14 protein-coding genes and 3 pseudogenes are annotated in these 15,890 nt (G+C 41.4%); 15 read left to right on the top strand and 2 right to left on the bottom strand.

Translation table 11 applies throughout. The features are described 5' to 3' along the window. Window positions 1–3 precede the first annotated feature (3 nt). A pseudogene (locus ACINWC323_RS03605) lies at window positions 4–759 on the bottom strand (AAA family ATPase); the annotation flags it as partial. Here ACINWC323_RS03605 and ACINWC323_RS20070 point away from each other — a divergent pair. The 15 genes and pseudogenes from ACINWC323_RS20070 to ACINWC323_RS03665 form a co-directional block, all read left to right on the top strand. Beyond that, a pseudogene (locus ACINWC323_RS20070) lies at window positions 757–828 on the top strand (type VI secretion system baseplate subunit TssE); the annotation flags it as partial. The pseudogenes ACINWC323_RS03605 and ACINWC323_RS20070 sit on opposite strands and share 3 nt — an antisense overlap. A 12-nt stretch (window positions 829–840) precedes the next feature. Beyond that, on the top strand, window positions 841–2,649 hold the full coding sequence (gene tssF, locus ACINWC323_RS03610; RefSeq protein WP_009514763.1) for a type VI secretion system baseplate subunit TssF: 1,809 nt from the start codon (window positions 841–843) through the stop codon (window positions 2,647–2,649). Continuing rightward, on the top strand, window positions 2,613–3,608 hold the full coding sequence (gene tssG, locus ACINWC323_RS03615) for a type VI secretion system baseplate subunit TssG (protein ID WP_009514758.1): 996 nt from the start codon (window positions 2,613–2,615) through the stop codon (window positions 3,606–3,608). Before tssF ends, tssG begins: the two co-directional genes overlap by 37 nt. Then, window positions 3,608–5,032 (top strand): hypothetical protein, encoded by a 1,425-nt coding sequence (locus ACINWC323_RS03620; protein ID WP_009514800.1) that lies wholly within the window; start codon window positions 3,608–3,610, stop codon window positions 5,030–5,032. Before tssG ends, ACINWC323_RS03620 begins: the two co-directional genes overlap by 1 nt. A 28-nt stretch (window positions 5,033–5,060) precedes the next feature. Then, window positions 5,061–8,870: a type VI secretion system membrane subunit TssM gene (gene tssM, locus ACINWC323_RS03625; protein WP_009514727.1), complete on the top strand. Its 3,810-nt coding sequence runs from the start codon at window positions 5,061–5,063 to the stop codon at window positions 8,868–8,870. Window positions 8,871–8,907: 37 nt separating this feature from the next. Further along, entirely contained in the window at window positions 8,908–9,867 is a 960-nt protein-coding gene (gene tagF / locus ACINWC323_RS03630; protein WP_009514829.1) for a type VI secretion system-associated protein TagF, read from the top strand. A 2-nt stretch (window positions 9,868–9,869) separates the two neighbouring features. Further along, window positions 9,870–10,637 carry an OmpA family protein gene (locus ACINWC323_RS03635; RefSeq protein ID WP_009514755.1) on the top strand — a complete coding sequence of 256 codons (768 nt, stop codon included), beginning with the start codon at window positions 9,870–9,872 and terminating at the stop codon, window positions 10,635–10,637. Between the two features lie 33 nt (window positions 10,638–10,670). Further along, window positions 10,671–10,934 (top strand): PAAR domain-containing protein, encoded by a 264-nt coding sequence (locus ACINWC323_RS03640; protein WP_009514642.1) that lies wholly within the window; start codon window positions 10,671–10,673, stop codon window positions 10,932–10,934. A 167-nt stretch (window positions 10,935–11,101) separates the two neighbouring features. Beyond that, complete coding sequence (locus tag ACINWC323_RS03645) at window positions 11,102–11,554, top strand: hypothetical protein (RefSeq protein ID WP_009514480.1); 453 nt, start codon at window positions 11,102–11,104, stop codon at window positions 11,552–11,554. Window positions 11,555–11,584: 30 nt separating this feature from the next. Then, window positions 11,585–11,995 (top strand): NF045616 family extracytoplasmic (lipo)protein, encoded by a 411-nt coding sequence (locus ACINWC323_RS03650; protein ID WP_009514807.1) that lies wholly within the window; start codon window positions 11,585–11,587, stop codon window positions 11,993–11,995. A 44-nt stretch (window positions 11,996–12,039) separates the two neighbouring features. Next, window positions 12,040–12,452 (top strand): annotated as a pseudogene (locus ACINWC323_RS20425) (NF045616 family extracytoplasmic (lipo)protein). A 58-nt stretch (window positions 12,453–12,510) separates the two neighbouring features. After that, window positions 12,511–12,921: a hypothetical protein gene (locus tag ACINWC323_RS0119315; RefSeq protein ID WP_032881668.1), complete on the top strand. Its 411-nt coding sequence runs from the start codon at window positions 12,511–12,513 to the stop codon at window positions 12,919–12,921. Between the two features lie 570 nt (window positions 12,922–13,491). Beyond that, window positions 13,492–14,262, top strand: coding sequence for a molybdate ABC transporter substrate-binding protein (modA, locus tag ACINWC323_RS03655; protein WP_032881667.1), 771 nt, complete (start codon window positions 13,492–13,494; stop codon window positions 14,260–14,262). Window positions 14,263–14,266: 4 nt separating this feature from the next. Then, a complete protein-coding gene (modB, locus tag ACINWC323_RS03660) occupies window positions 14,267–14,962 on the top strand; it encodes a molybdate ABC transporter permease subunit (RefSeq protein WP_009514805.1) in 696 nt (231 codons plus the stop codon). Continuing rightward, entirely contained in the window at window positions 14,959–15,576 is a 618-nt protein-coding gene (locus ACINWC323_RS03665) for an ATP-binding cassette domain-containing protein (protein WP_009514637.1), read from the top strand. Before modB ends, ACINWC323_RS03665 begins: the two co-directional genes overlap by 4 nt. Here the strand turns inward: ACINWC323_RS03665 and ACINWC323_RS03670 are convergent. Beyond that, window positions 15,571–15,837: a metal/formaldehyde-sensitive transcriptional repressor gene (locus ACINWC323_RS03670; RefSeq protein WP_005229281.1), complete on the bottom strand. Its 267-nt coding sequence runs from the start codon at window positions 15,835–15,837 to the stop codon at window positions 15,571–15,573. The genes ACINWC323_RS03665 and ACINWC323_RS03670 overlap by 6 nt on opposite strands. Window positions 15,838–15,890: the final 53 nt, after the last annotated feature.

Genomic DNA, 15,890 nt, shown 5'->3' with positions numbered 1-15,890 from the left:
ATCTTAAAGTTCAGCTTTCGCTTTTTTGCTGGTACGCTTTTTCGTGGTTTTGGCAACAGGATCAAGTTGATAGATGATTTCATCATCTTTGGTATCAATGTTGATCAGTTTCGGCAATTTATGCTCAGCTAAAGCCACCAGAATTTCTGTCGCAAGTGCTGGTAAAACGGTCGAGTTTAAAATGTTATCTACATTGCGCGCGCCGCTATCAACTTCGGTACAACGACTTAAAATCAGGTCAATCAAATCGTCTGAATATTGCACCTGAGTTGCATATTGTTTTTCAATACGTGCAACAATCTTCCCAAGCTTATGTTTAATGATACGAACCAGTAAATCATCATGTAAAGGGAAGTAAGGCACAATGCGCATGCGACCAATAAATGCGGGCTTGAACTGTTTATACAAGCTTGGCTTTAAATGCTCGATCAGGTCATCCGCATCCGGCCATTCTTCCACAGGTTGATTTAAGCAGGCCTGCATGATGGCGCTAGAACCCGTATTCGAGGTCAGGATAATGGTAGTGTTTTTGAAATCGATGACACGACCCTCACCATCTTCCAGGGTACCTTTGTCGAAGACCTGATAAAACAGTTCCTGAACGTCGCTATGCGCTTTTTCAATTTCGTCCAGAAGCACAACACTATAAGGGTTACGACGTACCGCTTCAGTTAAAACACCGCCTTGGCCATAACCGACATAACCCGGAGGCGCACCTTTTAAGGATGAAACCGTATGGGCTTCCTGATATTCAGACATGAGCCTGTATTTTTTGACGCTTTACTCAAACCGACAACACAACAATATGTTATTTCTGCCAGAACCTAGTGTGAGCGAACTGTGATAGAGCAACTTTTACCGTATTATGAAAAACAACTACAAGAATTCGGTCAACAGTCCAGAGAGTTCGCGCAGAAGTATCCCAAAATTGCGCAGCGCCTTTCCTTAAATCAGGAACAGATTGATGACCCGCATATAGAACGGTTAATTCAGGCTTTTTCCCTGATCGCTGCACGTATTGATAAAAAACTAGAAGACAGTTACGACGTATTTACCCATTCATTGTTTGAGGTGATGTTTCCTCAATATTTACGTCATTTCCCTGCCTGTACAGTGGTCAGCTTTGAAGATATTAATAAACTGAAACAGCTCACCGCAGCACATGTCATTCCACAAAAAACAGCCTTGAAATCGCGTAGCTTTAAGGGCGTGCAATGCGAGTTTAATACCACCAATGAAGTTCGTTTATTGCCGATTTCATTGACGCAGCTTGAGTTTCAAACCTCACCCAGTATCCATATGCATTTGAACCAGAATGCGACTTTAAGCCTGAAATTTGAAATTTTTAATGAGGCACAAAAGTGGATCCTGGATGAGAAACTGCCGATTTATCTGGATGCGATTTCAAACTTTCCATTACAGGTGTTGGACAGTATTTTCCGTAAAGATACCGGCTTTGCGCTCCGTGTCGGGCCGCGCGTGCTAGAAATCAGCAATCCGTTTGAAGTGATGGGGTTTACCGAGCAGGAAAGCCTGTTACCGATTGATCAGCATACCCATCATGCTTATCGTTTATTGATGGAATATTTCTGTTTTCCTGAAAAATTTAACTATCTCAATCTGGATTTAAGCCGCTTAAAAGGCTTGCTGGGTCAGCAGAATCAGTTTGAAATCCTGATCCATCTCAAGCTCAATTTAAACGATCAGGCGGTGGTACGGAATTATTCCGAGCTGAATGTCGCAAACTTTAAGTTGTTTACGACTCCCGCAATCAATCTGTTTGAAAAACAGGCTGAGCCACAAAAAATTTCACATACCCAATTACAATATCCACTCATCACCGATGCGCATCATCCTGAGCTTTATCAGGTCTATTCGGTGATTGAAATGAACATGGTGCGGGAAAAAACCAATCAGGAACAGACCCATCTGCCGGTATTGCCATTTTTTGCAATGAGTCATTATCATAATGATAAAGTACAGTTCTTTTATTCGCTGAATTATGTACCCGCACAAAATAAAACCACGCAAATGGGCTATTCAATCGTTTCAAAACATTTGAAACCTTATGAAATTAAATCGGATTTTATTAGTACCCGCTTACTCTGCTCAAATGGCGACTTGCCGCATGAAGCATTAAGTCAAAGTAATAATATCCTGAACCTGAATGACAGCAGCCTGGCACGACGTGCATTAATTTTAAAACGTCCGACGTCGCCTTTCTATTTTGATAAGAATAAAAATGAGCAGTGGCGGATTATTTCTCATCTTTCATTGAATACGCTGGCCTTGATGAAAGGGGACGCCTTGAGTCATGTGAAAGAGCTGTTGGCCTTATATAATTTGCCGCACTCAAAAGAAAATATTTTACTGATTGATGCACTCAAGCAACTGAGCTTTTCAACCACCAATAAACTGGTTAATTCCAAGCCTTTCCCGATGTTCATTCGAGGGGTGAAAGCTGAGCTTGCAGTCAACAAGAGTGTGTTTAGAGGGCATAGTTTATATATTTTCAGTCAGCTGCTCAGCCATGTGTTTAATCTGAAAGTTCAGATTAACAGTTTTGTCGATGTGGTTGTAAAAGACAGTCTTAATCAGCAGGAGATATACCAATGCGTGCAGAACGTTGGTGGCAAGACTCTTCTGTAGTCGACCAGCTTTTTAAAAAAGCCGGCTCATTTGAGTTTATTCAGTCGACACGGTTATTACGGCATTTACCTGCACCATCCCGTCAGCAGGACTGGTCAGATGATTTCAAATTTGGAACCTCATTTAGTTTAAGTTTCCCTGCAACCGAAATTGAGGAACTGAGTTATCAAGATCAGCGGATTCATTTGACCAATCTGGTGGTCGGTTTAACCGGTACCCAAGGTGCACTGCCTTATACCTATACCAATAAACTCAAGCAGAGTTCACGCCAGCAACGTCTCGAAATCAAAGCCTTTCTGGGATTGTTTAACCATAAACTCACGACTAAATATGTCGATGCCAGTATTGCCTATAATTTACCAGTACGTTATGAGATTGAACAAAAGAATCACTATCTCGATATTTTACATGCCTTAAATGGTTATATTCGCTCCCAGCATCAGCAGCACGATCTGGATGAATATTTTGCCGAATTTTCTGGTTTGATGCAGGGACAGAATAATACTGCCCATGCCTTGAAAACCATCTTAGGACGGGTGTTTGATACGCAGGTACAGATTCAGGAGTTTGTTAAAGAGAAATTCCAGTTGGGCGATGAACAGAAAACCACTTTGGGCGGCAGTCACCCAAGTTTACTGGGCATTAATACCTTCTGCGGGGATACCGTTGAGCAGATTGACGGAAAAATAGAAATTCAAATTGGCCCATTAAACCGTGAACAGTATCTGGCTTTTTTACCGAATCAGCCGCTGAATAAAAAATTAAAAGATCTGATCCAGACCTGGTGCAGTCCGACGCTATTTATTGATGTGCGCTTGATTCTCGACAAAAATGAAATTCGCCCGATTTCGCTGGATTCATCGCATGCAATGGGCTTGGGACAAGGTGCATTTTTAATGCCGTCAGAACAATTACAACATAACAGTGAAACGCGTTATGCACTTTTAGGAGCCGCATAATGATCAAGAAAATCCTGGCAACGTTAATCACCTGTTTTATTCTGGTGGCACTGATTGTGATCTTCTATTGGAGAGATACGCAATATTTACCTGAATCTGCAGACCTGATTAATTACTTCCTGATTCTGCCTGTTGTCATTACCTTTATTTTACTTTCGCCCTGGCTCATCTATAAGGGCTATCAAAAATATAAAGAGAGAAAAGAACAGGCTTTGGCCGCTGAGCAAAATAATAATCAGGCAGAAGATGAGCAAGCGCCGATTGCTCAGGCAAGTAAATGGTTGAATGTCAATCTGTACTCTGCTGCGGTCTATAATGCATTGGGTGAAAATGATGCCATCCTGACAGGGATTAAAGAGTTTGCCAGCCCGAAACTGGATCCGCATTTATTGAGCTTTCAGGGATTACCGATTTTATCCTATCGTATTGAGGAGCTGGATCAGCAGTTGGGCCCGGATGACGAGGATGAGTCACAGTTTTTAGCTATTCGACAGCAACGCATCATGGCATTGATTCGACATCAGATCGAACAGCACCATGATGTACTCGTTTCCATCTCAGAGCATTTAAAACGTTCCAGCCTGTTTTACGAAAGTCAGAACCTGCATGAATACCGGATGCATCCTGCATGGATTGATCCTGGATTTTCCGGGGAAGAACAAAGTGAAGAGCTGCCGATCGAGCAGGTCTACCGTTTAGATAAGTTAAATTTACATATTTTGCTGTCTGAGGATGTGGTACATACCTGGAATGACCAAAGTAGTAATGAAATGCTGCAGCGCATTTTTTATGATTTGGGCATCATTCCACAAAAATTCCATATTGAATATCATTTTATCAGTGCTGCATCGACAGAGCAGCAGATGGTCGAGTTAGTGGAGCGCATCCAGAAACAGGCGCATGAAATTTCCTTGATTATTGCTGCAGACTCAGAAATTGATCAGGAAATCGTGGATGAAAAGGTGTGGGGAATGAGCGCCTATACACCTGCCGAGTTTGTCGGTAGCAGTTGTCTGGCGCATCCCGAAGTGCAGCTGATGCAACAACAGCCTTTAAAAAGCTTGAAGCTGGTCGCTCATCAAAATAATTTAGATCAAATATTCAAAGAGCTAGAAATACATGATTTACCACAATATCAAGATGAACAACCTTTTGTACTGGTGGTCGAGGATGCGACCGATATCAAGGCAGTCAAAAAGCTGGAACAATTTTTTGCACAAAGCCCGGTAGAGCAGCATCACTACCTGTATTGTAAACCAGCTGCTGGACATACCCAGAACGTGGCAAAAGTTTTTGGATTGATGTTGGGGGCACACCTTCCAGATCAACAGGTTGCCTTTGTTTATGGACAAAATTTAAAAGCATTTATTCAAACTTTCCCAGAGATCTCACCGGATCAGGAAAGTGTAGCAATTGCTAATTGATTAACTTTATTAAGAATTTGAGAACTCAATGTATACCATTTTAGGTTATCTGTGGCAGTACATCACTAATCCTAAGGCAATCATTGCTTTGTCCTTGTTTGTGGCGCTTATTTCTTCATATTCGTCCATTCCGCGTCATATCTTCTGGGCGTTGGCAGCGACTTATGCGTTGGGCCTGATTGTGTATGGCATTTACTGGTTAATCCAGCGTAAACGCCATGCTGAACAGGGTGAAGAACTGGCCAATGCGATCGAGCAGGACAGCAAGGCTGAGTACGGACAACAAAAAGATAAAGCCGAATTACAGTTAATCCAGCAACAGATGAAAGAGTCGATCCAGTTGATTCGCAAATCCAAACTGGGCGATAAAAAGGGTAATGCGGCTTTATACGAATTGCCTTGGTATATGGTGATTGGTAACCCGGCTGCAGGTAAGAGTTCGGCGATTTATAATTCCGGATTAAAGTTCCCATTTGAAGAAACCCATCAAAAGATGGTCTCTGCGGGTTTGAGTGGTACACGTAACTGTGACTGGTTCTTTTCTACCGAAGGGATCTTGCTGGATACCGCAGGCCGTTATTCGGTGTACTCGGAAGATCATTCTGAATGGTTGGGTTTCCTCAATATCCTGAAGAAAAACCGTTCTAAAGCTCCGGTGAATGGTCTGATTGTGATTGTCAGTATTGCTGAACTGATCAGCCAGAGTCCTGAAAACTCCTTGAAGCTGGCCAAGAATTTACGTGCCCGTATTCAGGATTTAACCGAGCGACTTGAAGTAGTCGTGCCGGTTTATCTGGTGTTCTCGAAAATGGACCTGATTGCGGGCTTTACCGAGTTCTTCGATTGTTATGAGTCGCAAGAATACAATCAGGCTTGGGGCGCAACCTTGCCTTACGAGCAGAACTCATCCCAGAATGCGGTTGAATTATTCGAAAAACATTACACGATTCTGTATGACGGTTTAAAGAGTGTAAGCACGACCCATTTGAGCCGCCGTCATTCGCAAAATATTTCTCCAAGTGTGATGACCTTCCCGCTGGAATTCAAAACCCTGAAACCGGCATTAAAAAGCTTTATTGGCACTTTGTTTGAAGATAATCCATATCAGTTCCAGCCGGTATTCCGTGGTTTTTATTTTACCAGTGCTTTGCAGGAAGGCATTATTGAAAGTCCAATGACGGAAAATATTGCACAAGAGTTCCAGCTTCAGCAGGTTCCTCTCAATGGTCAGGATGGTCCGAGTCCATCACTTGCACCGAATCACGGCTATTTCTTGCAAGGCCTGTTTTCAAATGTAATTTTACGTGATAAGGATCTGGTAAAGCAGCATATCAATCCTGCGAAAAAGCGTCAGCGCTATATTGGATTCATTGCAGCATTGGTCGGTGTTTCACTGGTCTTGGGCGTATGGGTCTGGTCATATCGCAATAACCAGCAACTGATTGCCGATGTGCAGGCAGATCTGGATAAAGTGGTGCATCTGGAAAAAGCTTCTGGACAACAGCTTTCCACCCAGCTTGAAGCTTTACTGATCTTGCAGGAACGCTTGCAACAACTGGATGAGTTCAATGACCATCGTCCACTCAAATTCAGCTTTGGTTTGTACCAAGGCAATCAGTTACGTGAGAGCTTAAAAGCAGAATACTTAAAAGGGATCAAGCAGATTGTTCTGACTCCGACCCAACAGAATATTGCTCAGTATTTGCAACGTGTAAAAAATAATGAAGCAACTCTGAAAGCCAACCATGTCAATGTGGAAATCAAACAGGTTGCCAAGACTCAACAATATCTGGAGCCTTCGGATACCAATCCACAAGATGCTTATAATGCATTAAAAGCCTACTTGATGATGAGCAATCCAGAATATATGGATAGCAGTCATTTAAGTGATCAGGTGTCGCGTTTCTGGCGTTCTTGGCTAGATGCCAACCGTGGCCAGATGCCACGTGGTGAAATGATTCAGGATGCGGAAAAAATTCTTTCTTATGCCATGACTTTGGCCAATCAGGAAGGCTTCCCGATCCTTGAAACAGATGCGCAAGTGGTTGATCAAACCCGTCAGGTACTCCTGTCAGTCATTCGTGGTATGCCAGCGCGTGATCGTGTCTATAACGAAATCAAGATGCGTGCAGCGGTACGTTTCCCGGCGGTGACCGTTGCACAGATTGTGGGTGAGCAAAACCGTTCAATTGTGCTGGGCAGCTATGCATTACCAGGCGTATTTACGCAAAAAGCCTGGGATGAATATGTCGAAAAAGCGATTGATGAAGCGGCGAATAAACCAACAGACAGTAAAGACTGGGTGTTGAATAGCCGTCAATCTGATGACTTGACCTTCTCGGGTAGCCCTGAGCAGATTCGCAAGCAACTGGTGGCCTTGTATAAACAGGAATATGTGACGGAATGGAAAAAGTTCCTGAGCGGTATTTATTATGCTAAAGCCGATCAGTTTAGCCAGCAGGTCAAGACCATTGATATCTTGGGTGAACCTCAAAACTCACCGATTCGTACCCTGTTACAACGGATCGCAATCGAGACCAACTGGGATAACCCGATTGTCCAAGCTGAGCTTGCTGTCCCTGAAAAAGGCTTTGTGGCCTGGTTCAAGCGTAAAGTCTTGAATAATTCGGATGATAGAGCAGCGGCTCAAGCTATGGACCGTGCGCAAGGTGCAATTTCTCAAGAGTACCAGATGTTCTATCAATTGGTGCGTAAGCGTGATGATTTGCAGGACAAATCGCTATTTGATGAGTACATGAATAATCTTGCGCAAGTCCGCAGCAAGTTCAATGATCTGAAAACCGCAGGCGAGATTGGTCCAAGTGCGATGGCTTTAGTGAAACAGACCATCAATGACCAAACCTCGGTTTTCAACATCACTCAGAAATATGTGGATGAGAAAATGATGGTAGGTCTGAAGGATACTGACCAGCAGTTATTGCAAAAGCTGTTGATGGGACCGTTGACTCAATCATTTGCCAGCTTGATTGCACCGACACAAGATGAGTTAAACAAATTGTGGGGTATTCAGGCCTATCAACCATTCAAAACCAATTTAAGCCAGAAGTATCCATTTAACTCAAGTGTGACTTTACAGGCAACCAGTAATGAAATTGGTCAGATCTTTGGTGAAACAGGTAGCATTGCACGCTTTGTCAAAGAAGCCTTAGACCCATTTGTGATTCGCCGTGGCTATGTGTTGACTTCTAAAACCTGGAAAGATCTGGGCATTAGCCTGAACCCGCAATTTGTGATGGCGTTCCAGCAATATGTGGCGCCAATCAATGGCATGGCGACCGGTAGTCTGGATCAGCCAGCTGCTGCACCTGTGTCAAATCAGTCGAACTTCCAGTTCTATCCATTACCGAATCCACAGTACTTGTCGTACACCATTGATATCGATGGTCAGCGGATGGTGTTTGAAAATGGCATTCAACAATGGGTGAACTTCGTCTGGCCGAATCAGGGGGCAATTCCAGGTGCGCGTATTACTGCTGTCGATCTTGAGGGCAAGACCCATACCATTTTCGAAGAGCCGGGTGAATATGGCATTAACCGTTTGATCGATGCGGCACAGCGTAAAGAGCAAAACGGTAGCTTCGAAATGACCTGGACCAGCAAAGCTGAACCATCATTAACCTTAAAAGTGAACTTCCGTCTGATTAGCGGTAATAGCTCAGGCAATATCGGTTCGAGCCGTGGTTATGCAGGCTTGCAACTGGTTGATAAAGTGGTGACAGAGAAAGCAGTACGTGTGGTTTCTGCGCAAGCAACCCCTGCGGGTGCTGCACCGAAGCCACAACCGGCTGCACCTGCTCAGCCAGGAGTAACACCGTAATGTTAAGGACAATCACGGAACATCAGGAGGGGCTGGGATGCAACAAGTGAAGACCACACCTTTGTATTACGGAAAGACACCCGCACGGGGTGACTTTCTGAAGTCCAAAGGGCAATATGCGTTGATTCAGGTGCTTGATCAATGGATCACGGAAGCACTTGAACATGCCATGCGAGCGCCTGACTTCAAACAACGTTATGAGTCTTTACCAGCGCTGGATTTCTTTATCGCCAATCCTGCTGAACCGATGTTTCTGGCAGCCAACCTGATCGCCAGTCAGGATAGCTCAGGGCGAGCATTTCCAATGGTATTAAGCCAACTGCTGGAAGTCGAACAACCTTATCAGAATCTGTTGCTGGCGCCGTATTATTACAAGTCGGTACTGGTTGATCTGTTCCAGCGTAATCGGGTACTTCGTAGTATCCGTGATACCAATATCATGCTGGAAAAGCTGAATAATCTACCCAACGTGGTTCAGTTATTTACCTCGACCGAATGTAATGGTTTCTATGAAAATCATACCATGCACTCATTTGCACAATTGATGAAGATCAATGTCTATGAACTCGCACAAAGCATGATTGGCTTGGGATTGTTATTGCAGCCGATTTTAAAGAATGGCACCAGTCGCTTAAATAAGGTGTTGATCCTGCCGATCAATAACCATATGTATTGTTATGAAATTGCTGCTTTCTGGGTTGGCATGATTGGACGATTCTTAGGCATTAACAATACCGAAATCCTGATTGGCATCTTGCACCGGGAGGAGCCGATTCTATTTATCGGTTTCCAGGGCGCAGATATCATGGCATTGAGCGATATCTTTACCCAGAATATGCAGAGTGAACATTGGGTTTCATTGATTCAGGCGCAATGGATTGATGCTTATCTGGAGCAAAATGCAGGCCTTGCAACACTCGAACAGTCACTTTGTCAGCGTCAGATGAGCCTGAATCAGGGCTTAAAGCTATTCCGACAAACTTTTTTAGATGAATAAATATGAGAAATAATTTGAAATCTGTATCGGCGGGTTGGGTCTTTGCTTTAACACTCTTAGGCCAAAGTACTGTGCTCAATGCAGCTCCGATCGTGGTGGAAGGTGTAGTGCCGAACGATGCCAGCAAACAGGCAATTCTGGTCAAGATGCAGTCGGTGTATGGCGCCGATCAAGTGGTCGATAAAATTCAGGTCCGTCCAGTGTCAGCACCGAATGGATGGAGTGATTCCGTAACGCGTGTGATTACACCTGACTTGAAAAAGGTCAAGCAGGGGCAATTGCGAGTCAGAGGAACACAGGTTGAATTAACCGGGAAAATCACAGACCCGAATGACATTCAACCGATCACCAATAATTTTCAGGCTTTGGTCCAGCAGCCTTATCGTTTTAATGCACAGCTTTCTGTGAATCAGGCAGAGCAAAAAATTATTGATGATGCATTGAAAAACCGAATTATCGAATTTGAATCAGGCAGTGCAATCCTGACCGCGGCAGGACAACAGATTCTGGACGAAATGGCGGTGGCTTTAAACAAGGTGGGCGGCAAGAAAGTCAAAATTATTGGGCATACCGATAGTTCTGGTGATGCTACCAAGAATACGGTATTAAGCCAGCAGCGTGCTGCAGCGGTACAAAGTTATTTGGTCAGTAAAAGTATTACTGCTGACCGTTTGAGTACCGAAGGCAAGGGCTCTAGCCAGCCTGTTGCGGATAATGCAACGGCAGACGGGCGTCGGAAAAACCGTCGAATTGAATTTGAAGTGCTTTAACAGTTTAAATACCTATAGGCGAGGGATGTGATTATGGCAACACCCTATATAGTTGTTGGTTGTCCAACCACAGGCGGTGGACAGGTGATTAGTGGTAACAGTAGCTTCTTGATTGAAGGGATTCCGATTGCCTGTGTCGGTGACAAGGCGACCTGCCCAAAACATCAAACTGTTGCGACCATTGTCGCTGGTGATCCAAATATGCAGGTGATAGGCAAAGCAGCAGCACGTGTCAATGATCCTTTATCATGTGGTTGTAAGTTGCTGCCGAAGCAGAACTTAGCTGTGAGAGGTTAAAACTTTTTAAAGCTCTTGGAATGAACAAAGGGCTTTAAAATTTAATCTATTTCGGCAAGGTCGCTGGTTAGAGCAATAATTTGGTCGTTGCATCAGGCTCAACTCAACTGTGTATTTCGCATTTTACTGGACAGATCAATGCTTGATTTTTTAGATGAGCATGGCTGATGTTAAAACAATTGCCTATACTCTTATTGATGGCTTTTCTTGGAGGTTGTAAGGAAAAGCAGACCGAAAATTTTAATTACGAAGTTTCAGGTCATCAGCTTTGTGCTCTAAAAACAAGTGAGATGAGCGCTGCTAATGAGTTTGGATTGTTAGATAGTTCATTTAAGTATAAAGAAAATGTTTTTGATGAAAAATTATCGATTGAGATATATGAAGAAAGTTTAAAAAAATTATCGAATAAACAAAGTAATTATATTTTCTGTATTGATATTTCAAGCATAAAAGCAGGGACTTTGGAGACACAGATCAGATTGGAAATTAAAAAAGGAAAGTATTTGAGACAGTATGAATTTATAAATTATTCATGTCTGTCGGCACGTAATTCTATGTTGAATCTATCAAAAAATGAAATCATTAAATGTAATGAAGGTGATTGGGGGAATGATAGATGATAGATTTTAATTATCTTTTAGAGTTTGAATATGAATAACTATAAATTATTTGTTTTTATTGCTGTTTTTTGTGGTTTCTTAACAGGGTGTAACCCAAAAAGTAAGGGTCTTGAGGTGAAAATTAATCAGGATCATTTATGTGTATTTACAAACAATTCTAAAACTTATTATGGTCTTGATAATACATTTCTCATTTATTTAGGGAAGATAGACTATAATAAAGATTTTAAAAGTACTTATGAAAAGCTATATACTAATGTCCCTCTACCTATAGATGAAAAAAATTGCGTTGCAATACCATTAAAAGAAATTGAACGTAATATTGCTTACGAAATTATTTTAGATACAAATAAAAGCTTTCATACAAGCATTTGTCTCATAGATGATGATAATAAGCTGGAAGTTAGATATATTGAACCAGGAAAATCAACTTGTAATTAATTTGTTATCTAGGTGGTAAATAATTATTGCCGAGATTATACAAGATGAAGTCTACATATCTAAATCTATTATTTGTTTTTAGTTTTTGTGTCTTTATCACTGGATGTAATCCACAAAGTAAGGATCTTGAGGTAAAACTTAATCAGGAATATTTATGTATATTCACGAACAATCCTAAAACCCATTATGGATATGATAATAGTATTGTAGTATCTACAGGAGAAATAGATCATACAAGACAATTTAAAAGTAATTATGAGCAGCTTTATAAAAATGGAGTATTGCCTATAAATGAAAAAAGCTGTATCCAGATATCTGTGGATATTTTCGAAAAAATATTGTATATGAAATCACTTTGGAAACAAATAAAATTTATCACAGAAAAATTTGTCTGCTCGAGAGTAATGGTCGGATAGACATAAAATATATTGACTCTAGTAAAAAGAATTGTGAGTAATTATATTAATGATATCAAATTATTTATTTGTCAAGACTTAAAATTCAAAGAGACTATTATGAATTTTTTGAAGTTTTTTATATATTCAATTGTTTTTTTATTGGTAGCTTGTACTAGGCAGACAATATACTTAGCACCAAGTGCTGAAGGCTATTTATACAATGCTGTTACAAAGGAGCCCTTACGGAATCTCGAAGGTTATGCAAGCTATGCTTCTGGAAATGATCCTTACAATTATGTGAAAACAAATAATATTGGGAAATTTAAAACGAAACCTATAATATATACTTATCGTGTAAATAAGCCTGACTATAAAAACTGGAATCAACCTTTAAGTATATTTATTGAATTTCCAAATTATGAACCAGTTGTATTTCAGATCGATAAATTTGTACAAGATCAAAATGCAATCAACCCAGATAAAGAAACTACAGTTAATATAGGGAGAGTTTATCTTAATCCAAAATAAATTATTTTAACTTTTCTCTACCTATTTAATTTTTTATTATTTATTGGGTTGGTTAAATAATTTACATGCAAATAAATAATGGTTCTGTTTCTGCTCGAGATATTTTAAGGTGTCTTAAATAGCAAAGATTATTTTTTAATTGAATTGGATAAATGGGATGTAATGAAGGGATAAAGGGAAGGCCTAGTTTTGACTTCTATCAGAATGTTGATATAGGTATTATTCATTTAGATCCAAAATATTAACCTGTTCGGCTTTATTTTGGTTAATAGTATATTTAAAAATATATAATGATAAAATTCTATATATTTTTCTGTCTCATTCCTAAGATAACAATTTATGTTATCTGTTCAAGATAGACAACGACGCCTATTCAATATCATTAACTTGATGTTTGAATAGGCTTTTTTTTGTACCAAAAAGCTGCTTTTAGTACAAATCTTTCAATTGTTGATGGCGTTACAAAGAGATGAAGGATAAAGCCTAACTAAACTGGCGAAATGTTATTTTTAGTGTATCTTTATTCAGTGATATATTTTTAAAAACATATCGAAATCTGAGAACAGGATGATGACAATAACGATGAAAAAATTAGGTCTTTGCAGTGCCATTTTCGGGGCGGGATTATTGTTTCAGACCCCTGCATTTGCTGCCGAATCAGTTACAGTATATGCCGCTGCCAGCTTAACCAATGCGGTCAATGAACTCGATGTAATCTATCAAAAGAAGAATAAAACCCAGATCAAGACCTCATATGCCGGTTCCTCAACTTTAGCCAAACAGATTGAAGCAGGTGCGCCAGCTGATGTATTTATCTCGGCTGATACACAGTGGATGGATTATTTACAAAACAAACAATTGCTTGCAGCAACAGATCGCATCAATTTATTGGGTAATCGTTTAGTGATGATTACGCCTAAAGATCGGCCGATTAAATTAAAAATGGATAAAAGCTTTGATCCAGGTAAGGTGATTCAGGGCAAGCTGTGTACAGGCGATACCAAAAGTGTGCCTGTAGGGAAATATGCCAAGCAGGCATTGAATTCGCTGGGCTGGTGGGACAAGGTTCAACCTCGTCTAGTGGAAACAGAAGATGTCCGTGCTGCCTTAAACTTTGTAGCCCGCGGTGAATGTCAGGTGGGAATAGTTTATGCAACTGATGCGACCATCAGCAAAGATGTGGATGTAGCCGGTATCTTCCCTGAAAATACCCATCCAGCGATTATTTATCCTGTGGGACTGATCAAGAAAAATACCGAATCGATTAAATTTTATAAGTTTTTACAAAGTGGGCAGGCCAAAGCCGTATTTAAAAAATATGGGTTTAGCGTGTCGCAGTAATTGAATGATGATCCTCAGTCCCGAAGAAATTGAAGTCCTTAAGCTATCGTGTAAAGTGGCAGCCACATGTCTGGTGTTTAGCCTCATTCCTGCAACGTTAGTAGCTTGGGTATTGGCCCGAAAAGAGTTTTGGGGAAAATCACTGTTCGAGACCTTGGTGTTCTTGCCTTTGGTTTTGCCACCTGTGGTGCCGGGCTACTTGTTACTACAATTGTTTGGTAATCGCGGATTATTCGGACAATATCTGGCACCTTTCGGTTTAGAGTTTGCCTTTAACTGGAAAGGGGCGGTATTGGCCTCGGCGGTGATGGGCTTTCCCTTGTTGGTACAATCGATTCGACTGGCAATTGAACTGGTGGATCAACGTTTGGAAATGGCCGCGAAAACCTTGGGCGCATCCTCCCTTGGCGCTTTTATACAGGTGACTTTGCCATTGGCCAGTAGCGGTATTTTGATGGGTAGTATTCTGTGTTTCTGTCGTAGTTTGGGAGAATTTGGTGCAACCATTACCTTTGTTGGCAATATTGCTAGTGAAACCCGGACTTTACCGCTGGCGATGTATAGCTTGATGCAGCAACCGGATACCGAAGCAGCGGTGTGGCGACTGATTATGTTGTCTTTATCGGTGGCATTCTTTGCGCTCTGGTTTGCACAGTGGTTCAGCCGATATCAGAAAAATAAGCGTGGATATTCAACATGATTGATTGTTATATACAGCTACAGCAAGGGCAATTTTGTCTGGATCAACGCTTTCAATCTGATCAGACAGTAATTGGTTTATTTGGGGCTTCGGGTTCCGGGAAAACCACCATATTACACAGCATTGCAGGCTTAATCCGACCGCAATCGGGCTGGATTAAAATTCAGGATCAGATCTGGTTCGATCAAGGTCAGAATATTCATCTCAGTACGCAACAGCGCCGTGTCGGTTTGGTTTTTCAGGATGCACAACTGTTTCCGCATAAAAACGTCAAACAGAATTTACTGTTTGGTTTTAAGCATATTGCACCACAACAACGTCAGTTTGAAGTGGACTATATTGTTGAGTTGCTCAAATTGGGACATTTGCTGGAACGTATGCCGATTAAGCTGTCTGGAGGCGAAAAACAGCGAGTGGCTTTGGGACGAGCATTATTATACTCGCCACAATTGCTGCTTTTAGATGAGCCACTGTCTGCACTGGATACGGCGCATAAAGCCGAGATCATTCCTTTTTTTCAACGGGTCAAACAGGAAATCAAGATCCCGATGTTATATGTGAGTCATGATCATGCCGAGATCGAGCAACTGAGCAAGACAATCTGGTATTTATAGATAGCGTTGTAATAAGGTGAAAAACTTTTCTACTTCCTCCTCATCGACATGATCGGCACCTTTTAATACATGTTCTTTTAAGTGTTGTTCGATCAACTGGTTCATTAAACCATTTACCGCACCTTTGACTGCAGCAACCTGCTGTAAAACCTCTATGCAGGAACTGTCAGGATTGGTGAGCGATTTCTCGACTGCTGCGAACTGTCCCTGAATCCGCTTAAGACGATTTAAAATTTTCTTATCTTGGTGTAGGTGAGACATACTTTTTTTCCTAAAAAAATATATACTAGGGGGAGTATATTGGAAGACTAAAA

This window comes from Acinetobacter sp. WC-323, assembly GCF_000314615.1.
Classification (GTDB): domain Bacteria; phylum Pseudomonadota; class Gammaproteobacteria; order Pseudomonadales; family Moraxellaceae; genus Acinetobacter; species Acinetobacter courvalinii.
The sequence above is the reverse complement of the archived record's forward strand: the minus strand, read 5'-3'. Positions and strand labels throughout refer to the sequence as shown.

What these genes read in the sequence shown, in the direction of transcription:
- tssG (WP_009514758.1), top strand. Translation starts at nt 2,613, where the DNA reads ATGCGTGCAGAACGTTGGTGGCAAGACTCTTCTGTAGTCGACCAGCTT.
- ACINWC323_RS03620 (WP_009514800.1), top strand. Translation starts at nt 3,608, where the DNA reads ATGATCAAGAAAATCCTGGCAACGTTAATCACCTGTTTTATTCTGGTG.
- tssM (WP_009514727.1), top strand. Translation starts at nt 5,061, where the DNA reads ATGTATACCATTTTAGGTTATCTGTGGCAGTACATCACTAATCCTAAG.
- tagF (WP_009514829.1), top strand. Translation starts at nt 8,908, where the DNA reads ATGCAACAAGTGAAGACCACACCTTTGTATTACGGAAAGACACCCGCA.
- ACINWC323_RS03635 (WP_009514755.1), top strand. Translation starts at nt 9,870, where the DNA reads ATGAGAAATAATTTGAAATCTGTATCGGCGGGTTGGGTCTTTGCTTTA.
- ACINWC323_RS03640 (WP_009514642.1), top strand. Translation starts at nt 10,671, where the DNA reads ATGGCAACACCCTATATAGTTGTTGGTTGTCCAACCACAGGCGGTGGA.
- ACINWC323_RS03645 (WP_009514480.1), top strand. Translation starts at nt 11,102, where the DNA reads ATGTTAAAACAATTGCCTATACTCTTATTGATGGCTTTTCTTGGAGGT.
- ACINWC323_RS03650 (WP_009514807.1), top strand. Translation starts at nt 11,585, where the DNA reads ATGAATAACTATAAATTATTTGTTTTTATTGCTGTTTTTTGTGGTTTC.
- ACINWC323_RS0119315 (WP_032881668.1), top strand. Translation starts at nt 12,511, where the DNA reads ATGAATTTTTTGAAGTTTTTTATATATTCAATTGTTTTTTTATTGGTA.
- modA (WP_032881667.1), top strand. Translation starts at nt 13,492, where the DNA reads ATGACAATAACGATGAAAAAATTAGGTCTTTGCAGTGCCATTTTCGGG.
- modB (WP_009514805.1), top strand. Translation starts at nt 14,267, where the DNA reads ATGATGATCCTCAGTCCCGAAGAAATTGAAGTCCTTAAGCTATCGTGT.
- ACINWC323_RS03665 (WP_009514637.1), top strand. Translation starts at nt 14,959, where the DNA reads ATGATTGATTGTTATATACAGCTACAGCAAGGGCAATTTTGTCTGGAT.
- ACINWC323_RS03670 (WP_005229281.1), bottom strand. Translation starts at nt 15,837, where the DNA reads ATGTCTCACCTACACCAAGATAAGAAAATTTTAAATCGTCTTAAGCGG.